Source organism: Rheinheimera sp. UJ51, from assembly GCF_020819615.1.
Classification (GTDB): Bacteria; Pseudomonadota; Gammaproteobacteria; order Enterobacterales; family Alteromonadaceae; genus Alishewanella; species Alishewanella maricola.
The window spans coordinates 259,650-277,652 of sequence record NZ_JAJHOG010000001.1 but is presented as its reverse complement, the minus strand read 5'-3'; the positions used below and the strand labels follow the sequence as shown (position 1 = coordinate 277,652).

Genomic DNA, 18,003 nt, shown 5'->3' with positions numbered 1-18,003 from the left:
CTTATTTTTTTATTCACACCGCTGAGTCAGTTGCAATCTTAATCGTTTACTAAGGGCAGCTGCCATTATCTTTTAGTAATGGCATGAGCAAGGGCGACATACCGTTTAATACTTGCAGCGGTAGTGCCGAAGTAAAAGAGTAGTCGTCTGCCGCATTGCCTGGAATATAAACACTGATCACCCCAAAGTAATTATCACTGAGATAAAACGCAAAGGTCGCCGTGCGATTGAGTGCGCGCGACTGAACGGTCTCGCCACGGCTGTTCACCGTACTGATACGATTGTCACCTGTGCCGGTTTTCCCTCCAATAATCGCCAAGTCGGGCAAGTTACTTAAGCTAAAATGCGGTAATAAACGCCGCCCTGTGCCAAGCTGAACAACGCCCGCTAAGTTTTCGCGCAACACCTGAGCAACCTCGGGAGCCATAACGCGTGTTGCTTGCACTTCTGTGCGACTTAGAGCCACGTCGTAAGGCGTATTTGCGGCAAAGTGCACCCCGGCAATTCTGAACATCGGTAGTCGTTTACCGCCATTTTGAATAATGCCCATCAGCTCCGCTAAAGCGGCCGGTCGATCGCCAGAGCTGCCTAATGCGGTAGCCAGTGACGGTACCAAGTACTCAAACGGATAGCCCATACGCTGCCAGCGCTGATGAATATCCCAGAACGCTTCGATTTCGAGCATTGTGCGAATGCGATTATCCCGGGCACTACGCGACTGCGTGCGGAATAACCACAGATAGGCTTGCTGGCGCACATCGGCGCTGAGCGTCGTGGCTTCGGCTAGGGTGGCTGCCGGTTGCTGCTGTAAATACGCCAACAACCATAACTCTAACGGGTGGCTGCGAGCTAAATAGGCTTGATCCGGTAAGCTAAACTCGCTGGGCGAGTATTTTTTATAAAGCTGACGCCATTGTTGCGTTGTCAGTGGGTTATCAGTAAAACGCTGCTGCATGGCGCTGATAAATTCACTTTCGCTTTGGCTGGGGTTAATAAAGCGATAGCCGGCACTTAAGCGGTCGGGTGTTTGCCGCAAACCATTTAAAAACACGTCTAAGCGCTCGTTGGCGCTGAGCTTGTGGTATTTACGCCAGAAACGTTGTAGGTATTTTACGCCCTCGTGATCGGCAAAACGGCGTAAATATTGATCACGGCGCGGATCGTTATCGTTTTTCAATAACTGATAACTGCTGCTTTCACCATGATGGATACTGTATTGCACCAACTCTTGCATTAAGCGTACAAAAGGTAGGTTAATCGATTCATACAAGGCTTTGCGCAGTGTCGGTGTCATGCGATCTTCTTCACGGCGGAAATTGCCGAAGGTATGTAAGCCCCCGCCAGTAAAAAAGCTGCTGCGGGGATCGGCAGAAAACTCACGATCCATCGCAGCATTGAGCATGGTCAGTAACGTTACGCCAGGATTGGCAATCAGGTAGTTTATGGCCCACTGCGACAGCTCATCTTGTGGTGCTATATCTAAAAAGGCCAGTTGCTGGGGCGACTCTTCAGCATATAACTGGTGGATCTCGGCCACCATTTCCAGATAAGTGGCTAAGGTGCGCAACTTCGCGGTTGAGCCCAGCTCTAACTTGCTGCCCTCGTTTAAATCAAAAGGTTGCTCTGCATGGTTATCGGTTTGCACTCGCAGCTTATTGCCTAGCGGCGTGCTTTCATACAGTGTAAAACTGTATTTAACGTTGCCAATCTGGTTTTCTTGTAATAAACGTTGACCAATAATACCGGCATTATTGGCCGCGGGCAGTTGTGATAATTGCTGCAAATAGCGATTTATTTTTGCCTGCAGTGGCAAGTTTAACGTGGTTTGCACCGTTAAATCGAGCCGGTCGGTTTGATATAAACTGCGGCCTAATAAACCGGCGACACGGTTTCGCACTAACAAGGCCGTTTTATCTAACTTACGCGTGGTTTGCCGAGCTTGCTGATTAAAATTCAAGGTTTGCTCGTTTGCCGCGGCATACCAAGCTGGCGATAGAATATTAAATTGGCGTAATAAGCGCAGGTGGCTGTCTACCAGCTCTTCCAGCTCGGCGCGGCCTTGCAGTAAATAAAAGCTGGGGCGACGCTGGGCAATAAACAAGGCTAAAACCTGACGCAGCGCTTGGCCATGAGCGGCGGTGGGTTCTGCATCTTGCAGTAAACGATTGACCTGCATGGCATCAACACCAAACCAGGCATTTAAACCATCTGCAATACCATGTATTTCACCTGCTTGGGGTGTGGCGGCTAAAGGCACGGTATTAATGTAGTCTAAGGCGATTTGCATCCGTCGCGCCATGGTTTCTAAGCCGGGTTGATAAGCGCGGATACTGGCTGATGCCATTTGGCGGAGTTTATCGGCAAAACCCGAGGTAAAACCTTGTGGCGAGTGCCGATATTTTTCGATTTGCGTCGCGAGGGTACTGCCACCGGCCGCGGCGGCTTCTTGTCCTGCTAACTTTTGCGCTTGTGCTAAGCCGGCAACGGCCAAACGAGACCAGTCAATGGCCGGATTAGTCAGCGGTGCGGCTTGAAATAAATCCCGGTTTTCAATGAATAATAAGATCCGTAACATCAGCGGTGCAACATCACTAAACTGAGCATATTGCTGTTCAGGTGTTTGATAACTGAATAACGGTTGTTGCTGGCAATCGAAAATTTGCAAGCCCCATTGGGTTTTTTCGGCATAGGGTGGGTACAAGCCCCACTCGGTGTAGCGCTGTAAACTGGGTGAAAAACGACTTTGGCTGGTAATATTAAAGCCACTATTATTGAGTTTGATTAACCAATCGGCTAAATGGCTATAGCCAGCCCGTTGGTCAAAGGGGCCACCCGTTGGATAAATGGGTTGTTGCTCGGCAGGTGCCGGGCCTGTGCCTTGTTCAAAGGTTAATTGTGTGGCCAGGTAATGCCAAACCCGCGCTTGCAAGAAGCTGGTGCGTGCTTCTTGATAAACGAGGCCAGCTAATAGCAGCAAGACTAACAGCCAAAGTAACCACTTCAACGGTTTCCAATTATGGACCCGAGGGGCGACGACTTTACGTTGGTTTTCGCGTACATTTTCAAAATGCCGTCTTTTTAGCACTGGTGGCCCTTCTAACGGGGCGTCACCAATGCGGGGCTCAACTCTTTTTTCGTCTGACATAGTGGTGACTTTATTTCACTTCCTCGTGGTTAAGTTGCTGTGCCCGAACCAGTCTGTCAGGATCAGCGGTAATTTGCCAGCCTTGTAAATTATCTAAAATAAGCTGTGTTAGCGCATCAATATGTGCAGGGCTGTCGTTCAGTGCGGTAATGTATTCGTAACGCTCACCACCGGCCTGCTCAAAATACTCTTTATTTTCTTCCGCGATTTCTTCAATCGTTTCTAAACAATCAGCAGCAAATCCTGGACAGAACACTTGCACGCTGTGCACACCTAAACCCGGTAACGCTTTTAGCGTTTCGTCGGTATAAGGTTTTAACCATTCTTCGCGGCCAAAGCGCGATTGAAAGGTGGTCATGTATTGATCTTTTCTTAAGCCGAGTTGTTCGGCGATCAAGCGTGAGGTTTTGTAACATTCACAGTGATAAGGATCGCCATTGAGTAAATAACGCTTTGGAATACCGTGATAAGAAAACAGCAATTGATCGGTTTGGCCATGTTGCTGCCAATGTGCTTGAATTTGTGCAACACAGGCTGCGATATAAGCTGGATAATCATGGTAATGGCTGATAAAACGCAGATCTGGCAACCAGCGACGCTGCGTAAAGTTAGCGGCTAACGCATCAAAGGTTGAAGCGGTAGTGGCGGCAGCATATTGAGGATAAAGCGGTAGTACTAATAACTTACGCACGCCCTGTGCCATCAAGCGTTCAATGGCACTGTCCATACTGGGATTGCCATAGCGCATGGCATAATCAACCACAACATTATGCTGGCCTGCCGCGGTGAGGGCGGCTTGTACTGCTTTGCTTTGGCTCACCGTATGAAATAACAAGGGGGAGCCTTGCTCGGTAAATACACCGGCATAAGCTTTAGCTGAGCGACGAGGCCGAATATTTAAAATAATGCCATTTAAAATACACCACCATAATAAGCGGGGTACTTCTACCACACGAGGGTCCGATAAAAACTGTTTGAGGTAACGACGCAGAGCTTTAGGCGTGGGTTCATCTGGTGTGCCTAAATTGGTTAATAACACGCCGATTTTATCGGCGTCGCCATGACTATAATTTTTGCTGTTGATATAACCCATAATCGGTAATTACTCTCACTGAAAATCAAAAAAGACGTTACGGCAGCGGGGAAATGACAGATCGCCAACATAAGCCTGATCTTAGCAGTTTGTGTCACGTAAACCTATTACCGGATGCAGATAATCTTGTTCTACCGTATGCTGAGTGTCTGACTTAGCGCAAAAAAAGGAATAACGGATGAAAATAATCAGTTACTTTGTACTGGCCGTGTTGTTAGCGGCTATGCTGGGTACCGCATTACAAAGCGCGGCCAATTTATGGGCGATCACCCAGCTGGCAGGTTCGGTGTCGTTAGCCGATCAATGGCGTACTTTTCTTTTCGATTTACGGCATTTTATGCCGCTATTAGCACTGATCTTTTTGCCCATTTTGATATTGAGTGTGCTATCAACCAAGCTGATCTGTCGGTTCTTGCCGTTGCAACCGCTGGCCGCCATGTTTGCGGTAACGGCATTAGCAACTTGGTTAGCCCTTAACTTGATTAATTATTTGGCCCCTATGCCAACGCTGATTGCGCTGAATCGCAGCAATAGTGGCACGTTGTTATTGCTCTGTTGCACCGCTTTTGCAGCGGTATTTTTTCAATGGATGACAGCGAAACGGAGTACGCGATGAACACGTCTATCGTCAAAAAACTGAAAGCCTTACACCAGCTCACCCTGAGTTTAACGTGCAGCGCCTTGCTCAGTTTGCCCTTAGTGGCCGAAACCTCTTGGCGCCTTGATACCGTGGCCAGTGATCTCGATTTTGCCTGGTCATTGGCCTTTATGCCCGACGGGCGTTTTTTAGTCACCGAGCGCACTGGCCAGCTGGTTATTCTGAATGCCGATGGCAGTGCAGCCAAGCGCCAAGCCGCGGCCTTGCCCGATATGTTTGTGGCTGCGCAAGGGGGGTTACTCGACGTGCTGCTGGCGGCTGACTTTGACAGTAGCGGTCGGTTATTTTTAAGTTACTCTTGCGGAAATTTAAATGCCAACAGTACCTGCTTAGCCAGTGCCCAATTAGTGAATGATGAATTAACCGCCATTCGACCGATTTTTCGGGCGCAGCCTGAGCGACGCGGCGCCGCCCATTACGGTGGGCGTATGGTGCAATTACCCGATGAAACCTTAGTGTTAACCTTAGGCGACGGTTTTGACTATCGGGAGCAGGCGCAAAATAAAGCCAATCATTTGGGCAAAACGGTGCGTCTGACGGTGGATGGGGCGGTGCCTGCCGACAACCCTTTTGTTAATCAGGCGGGTATTGCTGGGGAGATTTTTACACTGGGTCATCGTAACGTGCAAGGCATTGTCTATGATCCACAAACCGGGCAACTCTTTAGCCATGAGCATGGGCCTAAAGGGGGCGACGAATTAAACCTGTTACTTGCCGGGCAAAATTACGGCTGGCCAGTGGCCACCTATGGTGTGGATTATACCGGCGCGCGTGTCTCGCCTTATCAGCGTTTTGTGGGCATGCAAGATCCGTTGTATGTTTGGACGCCATCGATTGCTCCGGCGGGCATGACCTTATATCAAGGGGCGTTATTTCCACAGTGGCAAGGGAATATCTTTGTCAGTGCCTTAGCCGGTAAAGCGTTACATCGCTTGCAATTAACAGCGGGCAAAGTCACGGCAGAACAAGTACTGTTAGCGGATTTAGCCACTCGGCTACGGGATGTGCGTACTGGACCGGATGGGGCGATTTACCTGTTAACCGATGGCGCGAAGGGGCAGTTACTGCGCTTAATACCGAATTAGGCGCTGTGAGCGTGTTTAATTAAACCATCCGGCTAAATAAGTTTAATGGCAGTTAGGCTCATAAAAAAACGCAGCGTTTAATCGCTGCGTTTTTTGTTTTTCAGCTAATAGCGGCTGCCGTTGAACGGAGATCATTGCTCCGTAAACTGAGAGCGAGAAGCGTAAAGCTTTTAGCGCAAGGCTTAATGCTTAATGCTGATGCCCACCTGCGCCGTGGGCATGGCCATGCGCAAGCTCTTCTTCTGTGGCTTCACGTACCGACAAAATCTCGATATGAAAAGTCACCGTTTTACCGGCTAAGGGGTGGTTAGTGTCTACGTCAGCTTTAAACATACCCATTTTAACGATGGTGACTTGGCGCTCGCCATGATCGGTATTAACCCATGCCACCATACCCGGTTTCCATTTTTTGGCACCTTGCAGGTGTTTTACTTGTACGCTTTGAATGGCATCGGCTTTACGCTCACCATAAGCATCCACCGGAGCCAGTGTCACTTCTAGCGTGTCGCCAGCGTTTTTATCTTGTAAGGCTTCTTCAAGCTTTGGCAGCATTTGATTGTGGCCATGTAAATACAACATGGCATCACCTTGGCGTGAGCTTTCAAGCTCAGTGCCGTTTTCGGTGATCGTGTAATGAAATTGTACAACACTGTTAGAACTGATTTGCATGATGAGTCATCTTCTGAAGGTTATCGTGGCGCTATTATAACGCGCTCGCAGGCGGCGTCAGAGAAATTTGTGCAGGTTTTAAAAAACGGTGTAAGCCGTAACAGCAAAACGATCCGCAGCCTTAGGCAACGGATCGTCTGTAATACTTAGCTGGCGGCTTTCATCTCGCTCACAAATTGCTGCAACTTACTGAGCATTAAAGCCGGATCGGCTTGGTTTTGCTCAATAATGTTAACAATTGCCGAGCCGCTGATCGCACCGGCTGCGCCATTATCAATGGCTGCCCGCACTTGCTCTGGTGAAGAAATACCAAAGCCAAGTAGTGGTGGCGCCGGATTATAAGCACGAATACGTTCAATCAAAGCTGCTGTCGGCATCGCTGCTTTGGTTTCGGCACCGGTTACCCCAGCACGACTTAACAAATAGGTGTAGCCACGGCCATAAGAGGCAATCGCACGTAAGTCATCATCATCGACATTCGGCGGCACAATATAAATCGGTGCAATATTGTGTGCCATGGCCGCTTGACGGAACATTTTGCTTTCGCTCAGTGGCACATCCGCAATGAGCACGGAGTCAACGCCTGCGGCGGCAGCCGTTGCATAAAACGTGTCCAGGCCTTTTGCCATAACCAAGTTGGAATACAGCAGTAAACCAATTGGAATGTTTGCATCATAGGCACGAATACGCTTAATAATATCGAAACACATGGCGGGGGTGACACCCGCAGCCAGTGCGCGGATATTGGCATTTTGAATGGTAGGGCCATCGGCAATCGGATCTGAGAACGGAATACCTAACTCTAAGGCATCAGCACCGCCATCAATTAAAGCTTTAATAATCTGAAACGACAGCTCGGGCTGTGGATCGCCCACGGTAACGAACGGCACAAAAGCGCCACGTTTTTCGTCACTCAGCCGCTGAAACATCTGTTGATAACGTTGCATTACTCTGCTCCTTGCTGTTGTGCGGCTAATACACTGTGCACATGCGATAAGTCTTTATCGCCGCGACCCGATAAATTAATTAATAGCACCATAGGCTCGGTTGCTGCTTCGGCCATTTTAATGGCGTGCGCTACGGCATGAGAGCTTTCTAATGCCGGAATAATCCCTTCTTTCATGGCGAGTAACTGAAAAGCCGCTAAGGCTTCGTCATCGTTAATGGCCACGTATTCAGCACGACCAATTTGTTGTAAATGGGTGTGTTGTGGCCCAACAGCGGGATAATCTAGACCGGCTGAAATAGAGTAAGATTCTTCAATTTGGCCATCGGTGGTTTGCATAATCGCGGTGTAAGCACCGTGCAAAATACCGTAACTACCGGTACTTAATGCTGCACCATGTTGATGGGTATTAATCCCTTTACCACCGGGTTCAACGCCGATTAAGCGCACGCCAGATTCTTCAATAAAGTCGGCAAAAATACCGATAGCGTTTGAGCCGCCACCGACACAAGCGATCACTGCATCGGGTAATTGACCTTCAGCTTTGAGGATCTGTGCTTTAGCTTCTTCTCCGATCATCCGTTGGAAATCACGCACAATAGTGGGGAAGGGGTGAGGGCCCGCTGCGGTGCCTAACATATAGTGAGTGGTTTCGTATGTGGCAGACCAGTCGCGCATTGCTTCGTTCACGGCATCTTTCAAGGTGCCTGAACCGGCGGTAACCGGGATCACGGTAGCTCCCATTAACTGCATCCGAAATACGTTCGGTTGCTGGCGCTCAATATCTTTAGCGCCCATATAAATGCGGCATTTTAAACCCAGTAAGGCACAGGCTAAAGCGGTTGCCACACCATGTTGGCCTGCGCCGGTTTCAGCGATCACTTCTTTTTTACCCATGCGTTTCGTCAGTAACGCTTGGCCTAAAACTTGGTTGGTTTTATGGGCGCCACCGTGCAGTAAGTCTTCACGCTTCAGATAAATTTTCACCAGCGGGTTGGGTGATAAATTGCGGGTTAGCGTTAATGGTGTGGGCCGACCGGCATATTCCGTCAGCAATTGTTGAAACTCGGCATGAAACGCCGGATCTTGTTGAGCGTCAACAAAGGCCGCTTCTAATTGCTTTAAGGCGGGCACCAACAATTGCGGCACAAACATACCGCCATATTGGCCGAAGTAAGGATTAAGTTTTAGCTCACTCATGTGGGACACTCTTCTTAGTCAAAAAATCAAATTCACGGATCCGCTGAAAGGCACTGGCGATTTTCGTCGCGTCTTTCAAACCGGCAGCCGTTTCGAGGCCGGAATTCATATCTAAACCGGCAACCGGCAGTGCTAAGGCGGCACTGAGATTATCGGGGTTCAAGCCACCGGCTAGCATAATCGGTTGTTGGCTTTGCAGTTGTTGCAGTAAACGCCAGTCGAAACTGACACCCGAGCCACCATGCTGTTGTGGATGAAAGCTATCTAATAAGATGCGATCAGCTAAGGCGGTAAACGCCGGTAATTCGGCTTGTACTCGATAGGCTTTCCATATTTCACAGCCGGTTGGCAATAAGGGTTTTAATGCCTGTAAATAAGCATCGTCTTCATCGCCATGTAACTGTACGGCGGCTAAGGCTAATTGGCTTGCTAAATGGGCCACTTGCTCTTTTTCGGCGTTCACAAATACACCGACAAAGCGCAGCGGGGCCGCTTTGACTAGCTTGGCCGCTTGCTCGGCGCTCACCGCGCGAGGTGAGGCCGCTGCGAATATCAGGCCACCATAATAGCCGCCGGCTTGATAGACCGCTTGCACATCTTCAGCACGGGTTAAACCACAAACTTTATGCTCGCCAATAATCAAGCGATGACAGGCGCCGGCTAAATCGGCTTGCGCCATAAGCGAACTGCCCACTAAAAAGGCATCGGCTACGGGTAATAATTGCCGCACTTGCTGATTTTGATAAATGCCTGATTCGGATACCACGGTGCGATCCGCCGGGATCAGCTGCCGTAAGCGTACGCTGGTTTGCAGATCGGTACTCAAATCGCGCAAATTACGATTGTTAATGCCAATTAACTCGGCCCCTAGGGTGACGGCACGTAAGGTTTCTTGCTCATTACTCACTTCAGTTAAGATTGTCATACGCAGTTGTTTGGCCACCGTCGCCAACTCGCGATACTGCGTATCATCTAAAATCGATAACATCAGCAGTACTGCGTCGGCACCGGCTTCACGCCCTGCGTAAATCTGATAACTCGAAATAATAAAATCTTTGTGCAGCAAGGGTTTGTCGGTAAGCGTTCGCATTTGCCTTAAATACTGATAGCTACCCTGAAAGAAACTGCTGTCGGTCAGAACGGAAATGCCATCAGCATAGCAGTTATAAACGCTGCTAATTTCGTTTAAATCAAAATGTTCACGGATCAAGCCTTTGGAAGGCGAAGCCTTTTTACACTCTAAAATAAAACGGGCACCCGGTTGTTGTAACACCGCTAAAAAATGACGCTCAGTGGCGCTCACCTTATCGATAAACTGCTCAAGCGGGCGCTCTGCCATCATTTCAGCGACTTCGAGTCGTTTTTTATCGACAATTTTTGCCAAAACCCCTTCAATTACCACCTGGGGTGTCGTTGTTTCAACCACGACTAAACTCCTTCATGCTTTGCAACGTTTGCAGCGCTTTGGCGCTGTGCAGATGCTCTAATACTGCGCGGGTATTCACTTTTAAATCAGTACCTAAGCCTGCAATTTTTAGCATTGCCGCCACATTAACTGCCACCGCCGTTAAATGCGCTTCTGGCGCGGTGCCAGCTAAAATGGCTAAGGTTGCTGCCGCGTTATCGGCTGGCTCACCGCCTGCCAGGCTGCTTAATGCTTGCGGCTCTACCCCAAAATCGGCAGGGGTTAGGGTAAATTCGCTAAGCTCGCCATCTTTTAATTGGCAAACATAGGTATTGCCATGTAAAGCAATTTCATCACAACCACTGCCGTGCACAACCCAAGCGGCTTTCGTGCCCAGTTGTTGTAATGCCTGCGCCATCAGTTTGCACAGGCCAGCATCATACACCCCTAACAGTTGAAAATCAGGTCGGGCTGGGTTAATTAGCGGCCCTAGTAAGTTAAACAGGGTACGGCTTTTCAAGGCAGTGCGCACCGGCATGGCGTGCTTGATACCACTGTGATAAAGCGGTGCAAACAAAAAGCTACAATTGCTGCCTTTTAAGGTGGCCGCGGCTTGCTCTGGGCTAACTTGAATATTAATGCCAAGGTATTCCAATAAATCGGCTGAGCCTGAGCGGGATGACACACTACGATTACCGTGTTTGGTCACTGGCAAGCCCATGCTGGCTGCAACGATGGCTGCAGTGCTAGAAATATTAATGGTGTTGCTGCCATCACCGCCCGTACCACAACAATCAATGGTGCCACTGACCGTTGTTGGAAAGGGGGTAGCGGCGGCTAATAAGGCTTGTGCTGCCCCGGTAATTTCATCGGCAGTTTCGCCGCGCACTTTTAAGGCGACCAGCAAGGCCGTTAGCAGCACGGGTTCAACTTGGCCTTGTACTACCGCCGTAAAAAATTGTTCGGCTTGTGCACGGCTCAGGCTTTTGCCATTTAAGGTTTGCTGCACCAGAGGCAGAATGTGCTGCGTCTGATCATGTTGAGGCTGCGACATCAGTCTTTACTCCTTAGTAAATAGGCAATACTTTGTTGCAACAACGGCTTACCCAGCGTAGTGAGAATGGACTCTGGGTGAAACTGAAAACCCAGCATCCGTTGGCTTTCGTTTATCACGGCCATCGGGATATGCCGCTCAGTGGCTAATACATCCAGACTATTCGGCAGTTCGGTGGCCATTAATGAATGATAGCGCGCCACAGGGAAAGGCCGTGGCAAGCCATGAAACACCGGGTGTTCGTGCAGCGTTATTGCTGAAGTCTTGCCATGTACGGTCTCACCGGCGCGTCCGACCAGTCCGCCGTAATGTTCTACGATAGCTTGATGGCCCAAACAAATACCCAGCACCGGATAGACACCCGCAGCAAGGCGTAATAAGGCGGGCATGGAGCCCGCATCACCCGGTGCGCCGGGGCCTGGCGAAAGCACTAATAATACCGGGCCTGTTTCTTGCTGCATTTTGTTGAAAATAAATTCAGCCGGTACGGTGTTGCGATACAGTTTTAACTGGCAGCCCAACTGTGCAAATTCATCGACAAGGTTATAAGTAAAAGAGTCGATATTATCTAATAAATAAATCGTCGGCATGCGGCTTCCTAAGGTCGTCATGGCTGGCGTACTCATGCTTAGTACCCCGCCTGTTGAATAGCTTTAATCACGGCTTGCGCTTTATTGCGGGTTTCTTCCGCTTCTAGCACGGCAACAGAATCAAATACCACGCCGGCACCGGCTTGAATATGTGCCATGCCCTGCGCAACATAGGCTGAGCGGATGACAATACAGCTATCAAAATCACCATTACCGGCTAAATACCCCACGGCACCGCCATAAGAGCCGCGCTTTTGGCCTTCAACTTGGCGAATTAATTCAGCGGCTTTCACTTTGGGTGCGCCCACTAAGGTGCCCATATTCATGCAGGCTTGATACGCGTGCAGGGCATCTAATTCCGGCTTTAAAGTACCGACCACACGTGAGACCAAGTGCATGACATAAGAGTACCGATCCACTTTTAATAGCTCTTTAACATAGCGACTGCCGGGTACCGCGATACGCGCCACATCATTACGGGCTAAGTCGACCAGCATTAAATGTTCGGCTTTTTCTTTTTCATCTTGGCGCAGTTCTAATTCAATACGGCTGTCTAAATCACGATCAATGCTGCCATCGGCGGCAAAACCGCGGCGACGCGTACCCGCAATAGGGTAGATCTCAACTTGCCGGTTGTCGGCAGCAAATTTTAAAGCCGATTCTGGCGAGGCACCAAATAAGCAAAACGCCGGATCTTGTAAAAAGAACATATAAGGGCTGGGGTTAAGCTGCTTTAATTTGGCATAGGCCGCTAAAGGGTTGGGGCACGGCAGTGAAAAACAACGCGAAGGCACAATTTGAAAGACATCACCGGCAACAATATGCTCTTTTAAGTTTTCCACTTGGCTGGCAAAATCGTCATCGCTAATATCAACCGATACGCTGCTATCTGTGGCCGGTTTCCCTGGCGCTAGCGGAAGGGTTTGCGCCAGTTGCTGTTTTAATTGCTCTAGGCGTTTACCAATGGCAAAACAGTTGGCAGGGGCATCGGCGCCACAAAATACGTTGCCAACCAAGCGGCTTTGCTGGCGCTGATGATCAATCGCTAGGGCGGTTTCTGCCAGATAAAACACATAATCAGGGCATTGATTGGACTTGACCGGCACTTCAGGCAATTGCTCAATGTTTGCCACCATGTCATAACCAATCACACCGCCTAAAAAGATGGCAAAAGGCTCATCACTTTGGCCGCGTAAGCTTTGTTGTACTAAACGCAGCGCACTAAAAGGGTTAGCTTCAGTTAAACGACTGATTTCATCTAACAGCGGATCGGGGCGTTTAAATTCTGCTATAAGTTGTTCACCGCTTAATGTCACCTGCGCTAAATCGGCAAGCTGCTCGGCTAAATAGGGTAATAAGCCTAAGCCATTATTGCTTAACGCATCGATGGTGACCTGTTGCCCGTTACATTCTAAACGGAGCGCCGCATCAATTAACATTAAGCTGTTAACGCTATTTTTGCTGTCAATTTCAGCCGACTCTAGCAGTAATGAGCAACGGTCGGCCGAGCACAGTGACGCATAAGCGGCTAAAGCATCAGCCTGATAAGGCACAGGCAGTGCGATACTGGCGACTTCGCCTGGGGTATCGGTGATATGACTAAAAATCATCGGTATTATCCTTTACACAAACCAGCTATAAATTCAGGGTAAAAAAAAGCCCGTTTCTTTTTGAAACGGGCTTAGGTTATTAAAGCGAATACAACGCCTACACATGCCCGTTGGGAATGTGCCACCACCAGATGTTCAGGTTAGCGAAAGTCGTGAATTGCATTGGTTTTAACCACCTCTAAAAAATCAGGCTACATCAAACCGCGAATTGCGCGGCGCGTCAAGAGCAAATTGTCATTTAAGGCGATTAAACCGTAAAGAAGGCTGAACGGCTGTGTTGCAGGTCACTTATCCGCTGTTCAGCGAGCAAAAAAATCGTGTTTATTCGCTTGGGCTCATCATCAGCCTTAAGCCTGTTGTGCAAAAAATGCTCAGCGCTTATTTGTTGGCTTGGGCTTTTAATTCTGTCAGTTGTTGCCATAAGGCTTCGCTTTCTTCGGTGAGGTCGGCAAATAATCGCATGTCGCCATTGCGCTGTGCATGCATAGCTTGCTCGAGTTTGGCATCGTAACGTTTGCGTAATTTCTTTTCGGGATCGGGCTTTAACCATTTAAACATAATGCACTCATCAGTTGTTTGCTGTGCGCCTTTGTACGCAAGCAAGCTTTGCTTGGTTCTTTGTTTGTTGGGCTTTCTAAGCGATTATGCGACAATAGCGGTTGTTAAAAAGGAAACTGCATGAAAATTGACTTACACAGTCACACAACTCATTCCGATGGTCTGCTCAGTGTCAGTGAACTGCTGAGCCGGGCACTTAGCGTCAAGCTAGATGTGCTGGCCATTACTGATCACGATACCATTAGTGGCTTAACAGAAGCGCAGCAATGGCTAAAAGCCGAGCAAGCGCCACTACAGCTTATTGCCGGCGTCGAAATCTCTACTGCCTGGCAAGAATTTGAAATCCATGTGGTGGGCTTAAATATCAACGCTGATTGCCCGCAATTTCAAGCCCGCTTGGCGTTACAGCAGCAGCGCCGGTTTGAGCGCGCAGAAGAAATCGCCCGGCGTTTAGCGAAAGCCAACATTGCTAATGCGCTGCCTGCCGTGTTGGCTTTGACCAACGGTGGGGCTATCACGCGCACGCACTTTGCCCGCTTTTTAGTGAATACCGGCCACGCTAGCTCGATGAACACCGTATTTAAAAAATACTTGGCGCGCGGTAAAACCGGCTATGTGCCAAATAATTGGGTGGCGATGGCCGAAGCGATCCAGTGGATCCACGATGCGGGCGGGCAAGCCGTGTTGGCGCATCCGTTAAAATACAAATTAAACGGCAAATATTTAAAACGCCTGGTGCAAGACTTTGCGCTAGCCGGTGGTGATGCTTTAGAGATCATCTCGCCACAACAAACCCTAGTGCAGCGGCGTGAGCTGTGGGCACTGTGTCAACTTCACAATTTAACTGCTTCTGTCGGTTCAGATTTTCATCAGCCTACGGCTTGGAATGAGCTAGGAAAGCATCTATATTTACCGGATGATGTTACGCCAATTTGGGCGGATTGGGCACTTCAGCCCACAGCAACCGACACCGCTAATTTGCAAGGGCAAGCACTATGAGTCAGTTTTTTCACATTCACCCCGATAATCCACAGCAGCGCTTGATTAAACAAGCGGTGCAATTGATCCAAAAAGGCGGCATTGTCGTGTATCCCACCGACAGTGGTTACGCTCTGGGTTGTCATATGGGCGATAAAGCCGCGATGGATCGTATTTTACAAATTCGTCAAGTCAGTGGTGATCACAACTTTACCATGATGTGCCGTGATTTATCCGAGTTGTCGGTTTATGCCAAGGTTGAAAACAGCGCCTTTCGCTTGATCAAAAATAACACACCGGGGGCCTATACCTTTATTTTACGCGGTACTAAAGAAGTGCCACGGCGTTTGTTAAATGAAAAGAAAAAGACCATCGGTTTGCGCATTCCAGAGCATAAAATTGCTTTGGCCTTACTGGAAGAACTTGGTGAGCCGATGCTGTCAACCAGCTTGATTTTACCGGGTAATGAATTTGCCGAAGCCGATCCTGATGATATGCGCCAACAGTTAGAGCGCCAAGTTGATTTGATTTTACATGGTGGCGTGATTGGCGAAGATCCGACTACCGTAATTGATTTATCTGAAGAAAGCCCGGTTATCATCCGTGAAGGCCGTGGTGATGTGCGCCCCTTTCAGTAATTGACTCAAAAAATGAGCGAGCCCTTTAACAGCCTCACCATTCAGCAGGTTTTGCCGCTAGCTTATGTGCGCGGCGAAGCGGTGTTAGAGCGGCCAGAAGACTTATATATTCCCCCTGACGCGCTAGAAGTATTACTTGATGCGTTTGAGGGGCCATTAGATTTTTTACTGTACCTGATCAGACGGCACAAATTTGATTTAGTGGCGTTGCCCGTGAATGAAATTACCCTGCAATATATGGAATATATCAACCTGATGCAGGAGTTAAATTTCGAATTGGCTGCCGATTACTTAGTGATGGCCGCCATGCTGGCAGAGATTAAGTCGCGCTTGTTGCTGCCGCGCAGTCAGGCTGCGGAAGAAGACGAACAAGATCCGCGTGCCGAATTAGTGCGTCGTTTGCAGGAATACGAGATTTTTAAACAAGCGGCCAGTGATTTAGATGCCTTACCCCGTGCCGAGCGTGATTTTTTCACGGCGAAAGCCAGTTTAGCCGATAACTTTAGCCCACTCCTGATTTTACCTGAAGTCGACTTTACCGAGTTACTGGCGGCGTTAAAAGACGTGGTAAAACGGTCGCAGGCACTGCAGCATCATCATATCAAACGCGAACATTTATCAACGCGCGAGCGGATGAGCCGTATTTTAGCCTTATTACAGCAGCGGCAGGGTTTTGTGGCCTTTAGCGATTGCTTTGAACTGCAAGAAGGCCGCGAAGGCGTTGTGGTGAGCTTTTTAGCGATTTTAGAGCTAACCAAAGAGAAGTTAATCGAACTGACGCAGGTCGCACCGCTTGCACAAATTCATGTCAAACTGGCGATTAATGAGGCATAATGGCGCGCAAACTAAATGACGTTCAATTACTGCAGTTACTCGAAGCCGCTATTTTTGCGGCGGATAAGCCGTTAAGTCGGGCAGAACTGCAAGCGACAGTCTTGGTCGATTTTGCCGTAAGTAGCCGAAAACTCTCACAAAGCCTAACGCAGTTACAACAAGATTACAGTGCGCGTGGCATTCAGTTAGTCGAAACCGCCAGTGGTTTTCGTTTTCATACTCGCCCAGAATTAAGTGATGCGCTAGCCCAATTATGGCCTGAGCGTTCACCGCGATATTCGCGTGCGGTATTGGAAACCTTGGCCTTGATTGCTTATCGTCAACCGATCACCCGGGGTGAAATTGAAGAGATCCGCGGCGTGTCGGTGAGTACACAAATTATTCGCACCTTAACCGAGCGCGCCTGGGTTAAAGTGGTTGGGCAAAAGGAAGTGCCAGGTCGACCGGCGTTGTATGCCACAACGGCTACGTTTTTAGATTATTTTGGTTTAACACATTTAAATGAATTGCCGCCATTAGCTGAGTTTCAAGCTTTGCTAACGGATGAAACGGCAGAATCCTTATCCACCGTCGAGATGACAGGAGAGCTCCACTAATGAGTGAAAAGTTACAGAAAGTTTTAGCCCGTGCCGGTGTAGGTTCACGCCGCGAAATGGAAGATTGGATCAGCCGTGGTCGTGTTTCGGTAGATGGCAAACCGGCTACCTTAGGTGATCGCGTAGAGCCCACCCAAGCTATTCGTGTTGATGGCCACCCCGTGCAAATCGCCAGTGAAGAGCAACAGATCTGCCGCGTATTGGCTTATCATAAACCAGAAGGTGAGATTTGTTCGCGTACCGATCCGGAAGGTCGACCTACGGTGTTTTCACGTTTGCCAAATATCAAGGGCGCACGTTGGATTGCTATTGGTCGCTTAGACATTAATACCTCGGGTTTGTTGTTGTTCACAACCGACGGTGAGTTAGCTAACCGCTTAATGCATCCAAAATTTGAAGTTGAACGTGAATATGCCGTACGGGTATTTGGCGAGATCAATGATGCGATGATCCAACGTTTACGTACCGGCGTTGAGTTAGAAGATGGCAAAGCCAACTTCAAAAAAATCAAAGCGTTACCGGGTGAGGGCATTAACCGCTGGTTCCATGTGGTGTTAACCGAAGGCCGTAATCGTGAAGTACGCCGGATGTGGGAATCACAAGGTGCTGTGGTCAGCCGTTTGATCCGCGTTCGTTACGGCGATTTACTGCTACCTAAACATTTACCTGCTGGCGGTTATGCCGAATATCCACTGGATGAAGTAAATTACTTACGCAAACTGGTGCATATGCCTGCCGAAACGCAAACCTTGGTCAAAGCTGAAGATCGTACCGAGCGTCGTCGTCGTATGGCCAGTATGAAACGCGCAGTACGTAAGTTTCAAGCGGCAGAAAAAAAGCCATCAGCGGATAAAAAAGTCGCCACGGATAAGCGACCAGCAACGGATCGTAAATCGAGCAGAAAGCCGTCTTAATAGATAAAGCACTCACTTAATTGCTCTGTT

General features: G+C 48.9%; 17 protein-coding genes. 7 read left to right on the top strand and 10 right to left on the bottom strand.

The genetic code is table 11. The features are described 5' to 3' along the window. Nucleotides 1–49 precede the first annotated feature (49 nt). Together LMJ53_RS01165 and hemH are read right to left on the bottom strand one after the other, a co-directional pair. Nucleotides 50–3,145, bottom strand: a complete 3,096-nt coding sequence (locus tag LMJ53_RS01165) for a transglycosylase domain-containing protein (RefSeq protein WP_229584411.1) — start codon at nt 3,143–3,145, stop codon at nt 50–52. Between the two features lie 10 nt (nt 3,146–3,155). Further along, nucleotides 3,156–4,238, bottom strand: a complete 1,083-nt coding sequence (gene hemH / locus LMJ53_RS01160; RefSeq protein WP_229584410.1) for a ferrochelatase — start codon at nt 4,236–4,238, stop codon at nt 3,156–3,158. A gap of 178 nt (nt 4,239–4,416) precedes the next feature. On the opposite strand from hemH, the gene LMJ53_RS01155 reads away from it, so the two are divergent. Together LMJ53_RS01155 and LMJ53_RS01150 are read left to right on the top strand one after the other, a co-directional pair. Beyond that, nucleotides 4,417–4,854, top strand: a complete 438-nt coding sequence (locus tag LMJ53_RS01155) for a hypothetical protein (RefSeq protein WP_229584409.1) — start codon at nt 4,417–4,419, stop codon at nt 4,852–4,854. Beyond that, on the top strand, nt 4,851–5,981 hold the full coding sequence (locus tag LMJ53_RS01150) for a PQQ-dependent sugar dehydrogenase (protein WP_229584408.1): 1,131 nt from the start codon (nt 4,851–4,853) through the stop codon (nt 5,979–5,981). The genes LMJ53_RS01155 and LMJ53_RS01150 overlap by 4 nt, the downstream gene beginning before the upstream one ends. A gap of 189 nt (nt 5,982–6,170) precedes the next feature. On the opposite strand, the gene LMJ53_RS01145 is transcribed toward LMJ53_RS01150, so the two are convergent. The 8 genes from LMJ53_RS01145 to LMJ53_RS01110 all read right to left on the bottom strand — a co-directional run bounded on the left by LMJ53_RS01145 (nt 6,171) and on the right by LMJ53_RS01110 (nt 14,013). Further along, a complete protein-coding gene (locus tag LMJ53_RS01145; protein WP_226750211.1) occupies nt 6,171–6,650 on the bottom strand; it encodes an FKBP-type peptidyl-prolyl cis-trans isomerase in 480 nt (159 codons plus the stop codon). A 146-nt stretch (nt 6,651–6,796) separates the two neighbouring features. Then, nucleotides 6,797–7,597, bottom strand: coding sequence for a tryptophan synthase subunit alpha (gene trpA, locus LMJ53_RS01140; RefSeq protein WP_226750210.1), 801 nt, complete (start codon nt 7,595–7,597; stop codon nt 6,797–6,799). Further along, on the bottom strand, nt 7,597–8,796 hold the full coding sequence (gene trpB, locus LMJ53_RS01135) for a tryptophan synthase subunit beta (RefSeq protein WP_229584407.1): 1,200 nt from the start codon (nt 8,794–8,796) through the stop codon (nt 7,597–7,599). The genes trpA and trpB overlap by 1 nt, the downstream gene beginning before the upstream one ends. Continuing rightward, nucleotides 8,789–10,222, bottom strand: coding sequence for a bifunctional indole-3-glycerol-phosphate synthase TrpC/phosphoribosylanthranilate isomerase TrpF (trpCF, locus tag LMJ53_RS01130; protein ID WP_229584406.1), 1,434 nt, complete (start codon nt 10,220–10,222; stop codon nt 8,789–8,791). Before trpCF ends, trpB begins: the two co-directional genes overlap by 8 nt. Beyond that, complete coding sequence (gene trpD / locus LMJ53_RS01125) at nt 10,215–11,255, bottom strand: anthranilate phosphoribosyltransferase (protein ID WP_229584405.1); 1,041 nt, start codon at nt 11,253–11,255, stop codon at nt 10,215–10,217. Before trpD ends, trpCF begins: the two co-directional genes overlap by 8 nt. Continuing rightward, nucleotides 11,255–11,881 carry an aminodeoxychorismate/anthranilate synthase component II gene (locus tag LMJ53_RS01120; RefSeq protein WP_229584404.1) on the bottom strand — a complete coding sequence of 209 codons (627 nt, stop codon included), beginning with the start codon at nt 11,879–11,881 and terminating at the stop codon, nt 11,255–11,257. Before LMJ53_RS01120 ends, trpD begins: the two co-directional genes overlap by 1 nt. Before the next feature lie 2 nt (nt 11,882–11,883). Beyond that, nucleotides 11,884–13,455 (bottom strand): anthranilate synthase component 1, encoded by a 1,572-nt coding sequence (locus LMJ53_RS01115; RefSeq protein WP_229584403.1) that lies wholly within the window; start codon nt 13,453–13,455, stop codon nt 11,884–11,886. 378 nt (nt 13,456–13,833) lie between these two features. Next, a complete protein-coding gene (locus tag LMJ53_RS01110) occupies nt 13,834–14,013 on the bottom strand; it encodes a DUF6435 family protein (RefSeq protein ID WP_226750205.1) in 180 nt (59 codons plus the stop codon). A 120-nt stretch (nt 14,014–14,133) separates the two neighbouring features. On the opposite strand from LMJ53_RS01110, the gene rnm reads away from it, so the two are divergent. The 5 genes from rnm to rluB are packed head-to-tail and all read left to right on the top strand — an operon-like array spanning nt 14,134 to nt 17,973. Further along, on the top strand, nt 14,134–15,012 hold the full coding sequence (gene rnm / locus LMJ53_RS01105) for an RNase RNM (protein ID WP_229584402.1): 879 nt from the start codon (nt 14,134–14,136) through the stop codon (nt 15,010–15,012). Then, on the top strand, nt 15,009–15,629 hold the full coding sequence (locus LMJ53_RS01100) for an L-threonylcarbamoyladenylate synthase (protein WP_226750203.1): 621 nt from the start codon (nt 15,009–15,011) through the stop codon (nt 15,627–15,629). The genes rnm and LMJ53_RS01100 overlap by 4 nt, the downstream gene beginning before the upstream one ends. 12 nt (nt 15,630–15,641) lie before the next feature. Then, nucleotides 15,642–16,463, top strand: coding sequence for a segregation and condensation protein A (locus LMJ53_RS01095; RefSeq protein WP_229584401.1), 822 nt, complete (start codon nt 15,642–15,644; stop codon nt 16,461–16,463). Further along, the gene (gene scpB, locus LMJ53_RS01090) at nt 16,463–17,059 is read left to right on the top strand and encodes an SMC-Scp complex subunit ScpB (RefSeq protein ID WP_229584400.1); all 597 of its coding nucleotides are present in this window, start codon (nt 16,463–16,465) and stop codon (nt 17,057–17,059) included. The genes LMJ53_RS01095 and scpB overlap by 1 nt, the downstream gene beginning before the upstream one ends. Beyond that, complete coding sequence (gene rluB, locus LMJ53_RS01085; protein ID WP_229584399.1) at nt 17,059–17,973, top strand: 23S rRNA pseudouridine(2605) synthase RluB; 915 nt, start codon at nt 17,059–17,061, stop codon at nt 17,971–17,973. Before scpB ends, rluB begins: the two co-directional genes overlap by 1 nt. The last annotated feature ends 30 nt before the right edge of the window (nt 17,974–18,003 follow it).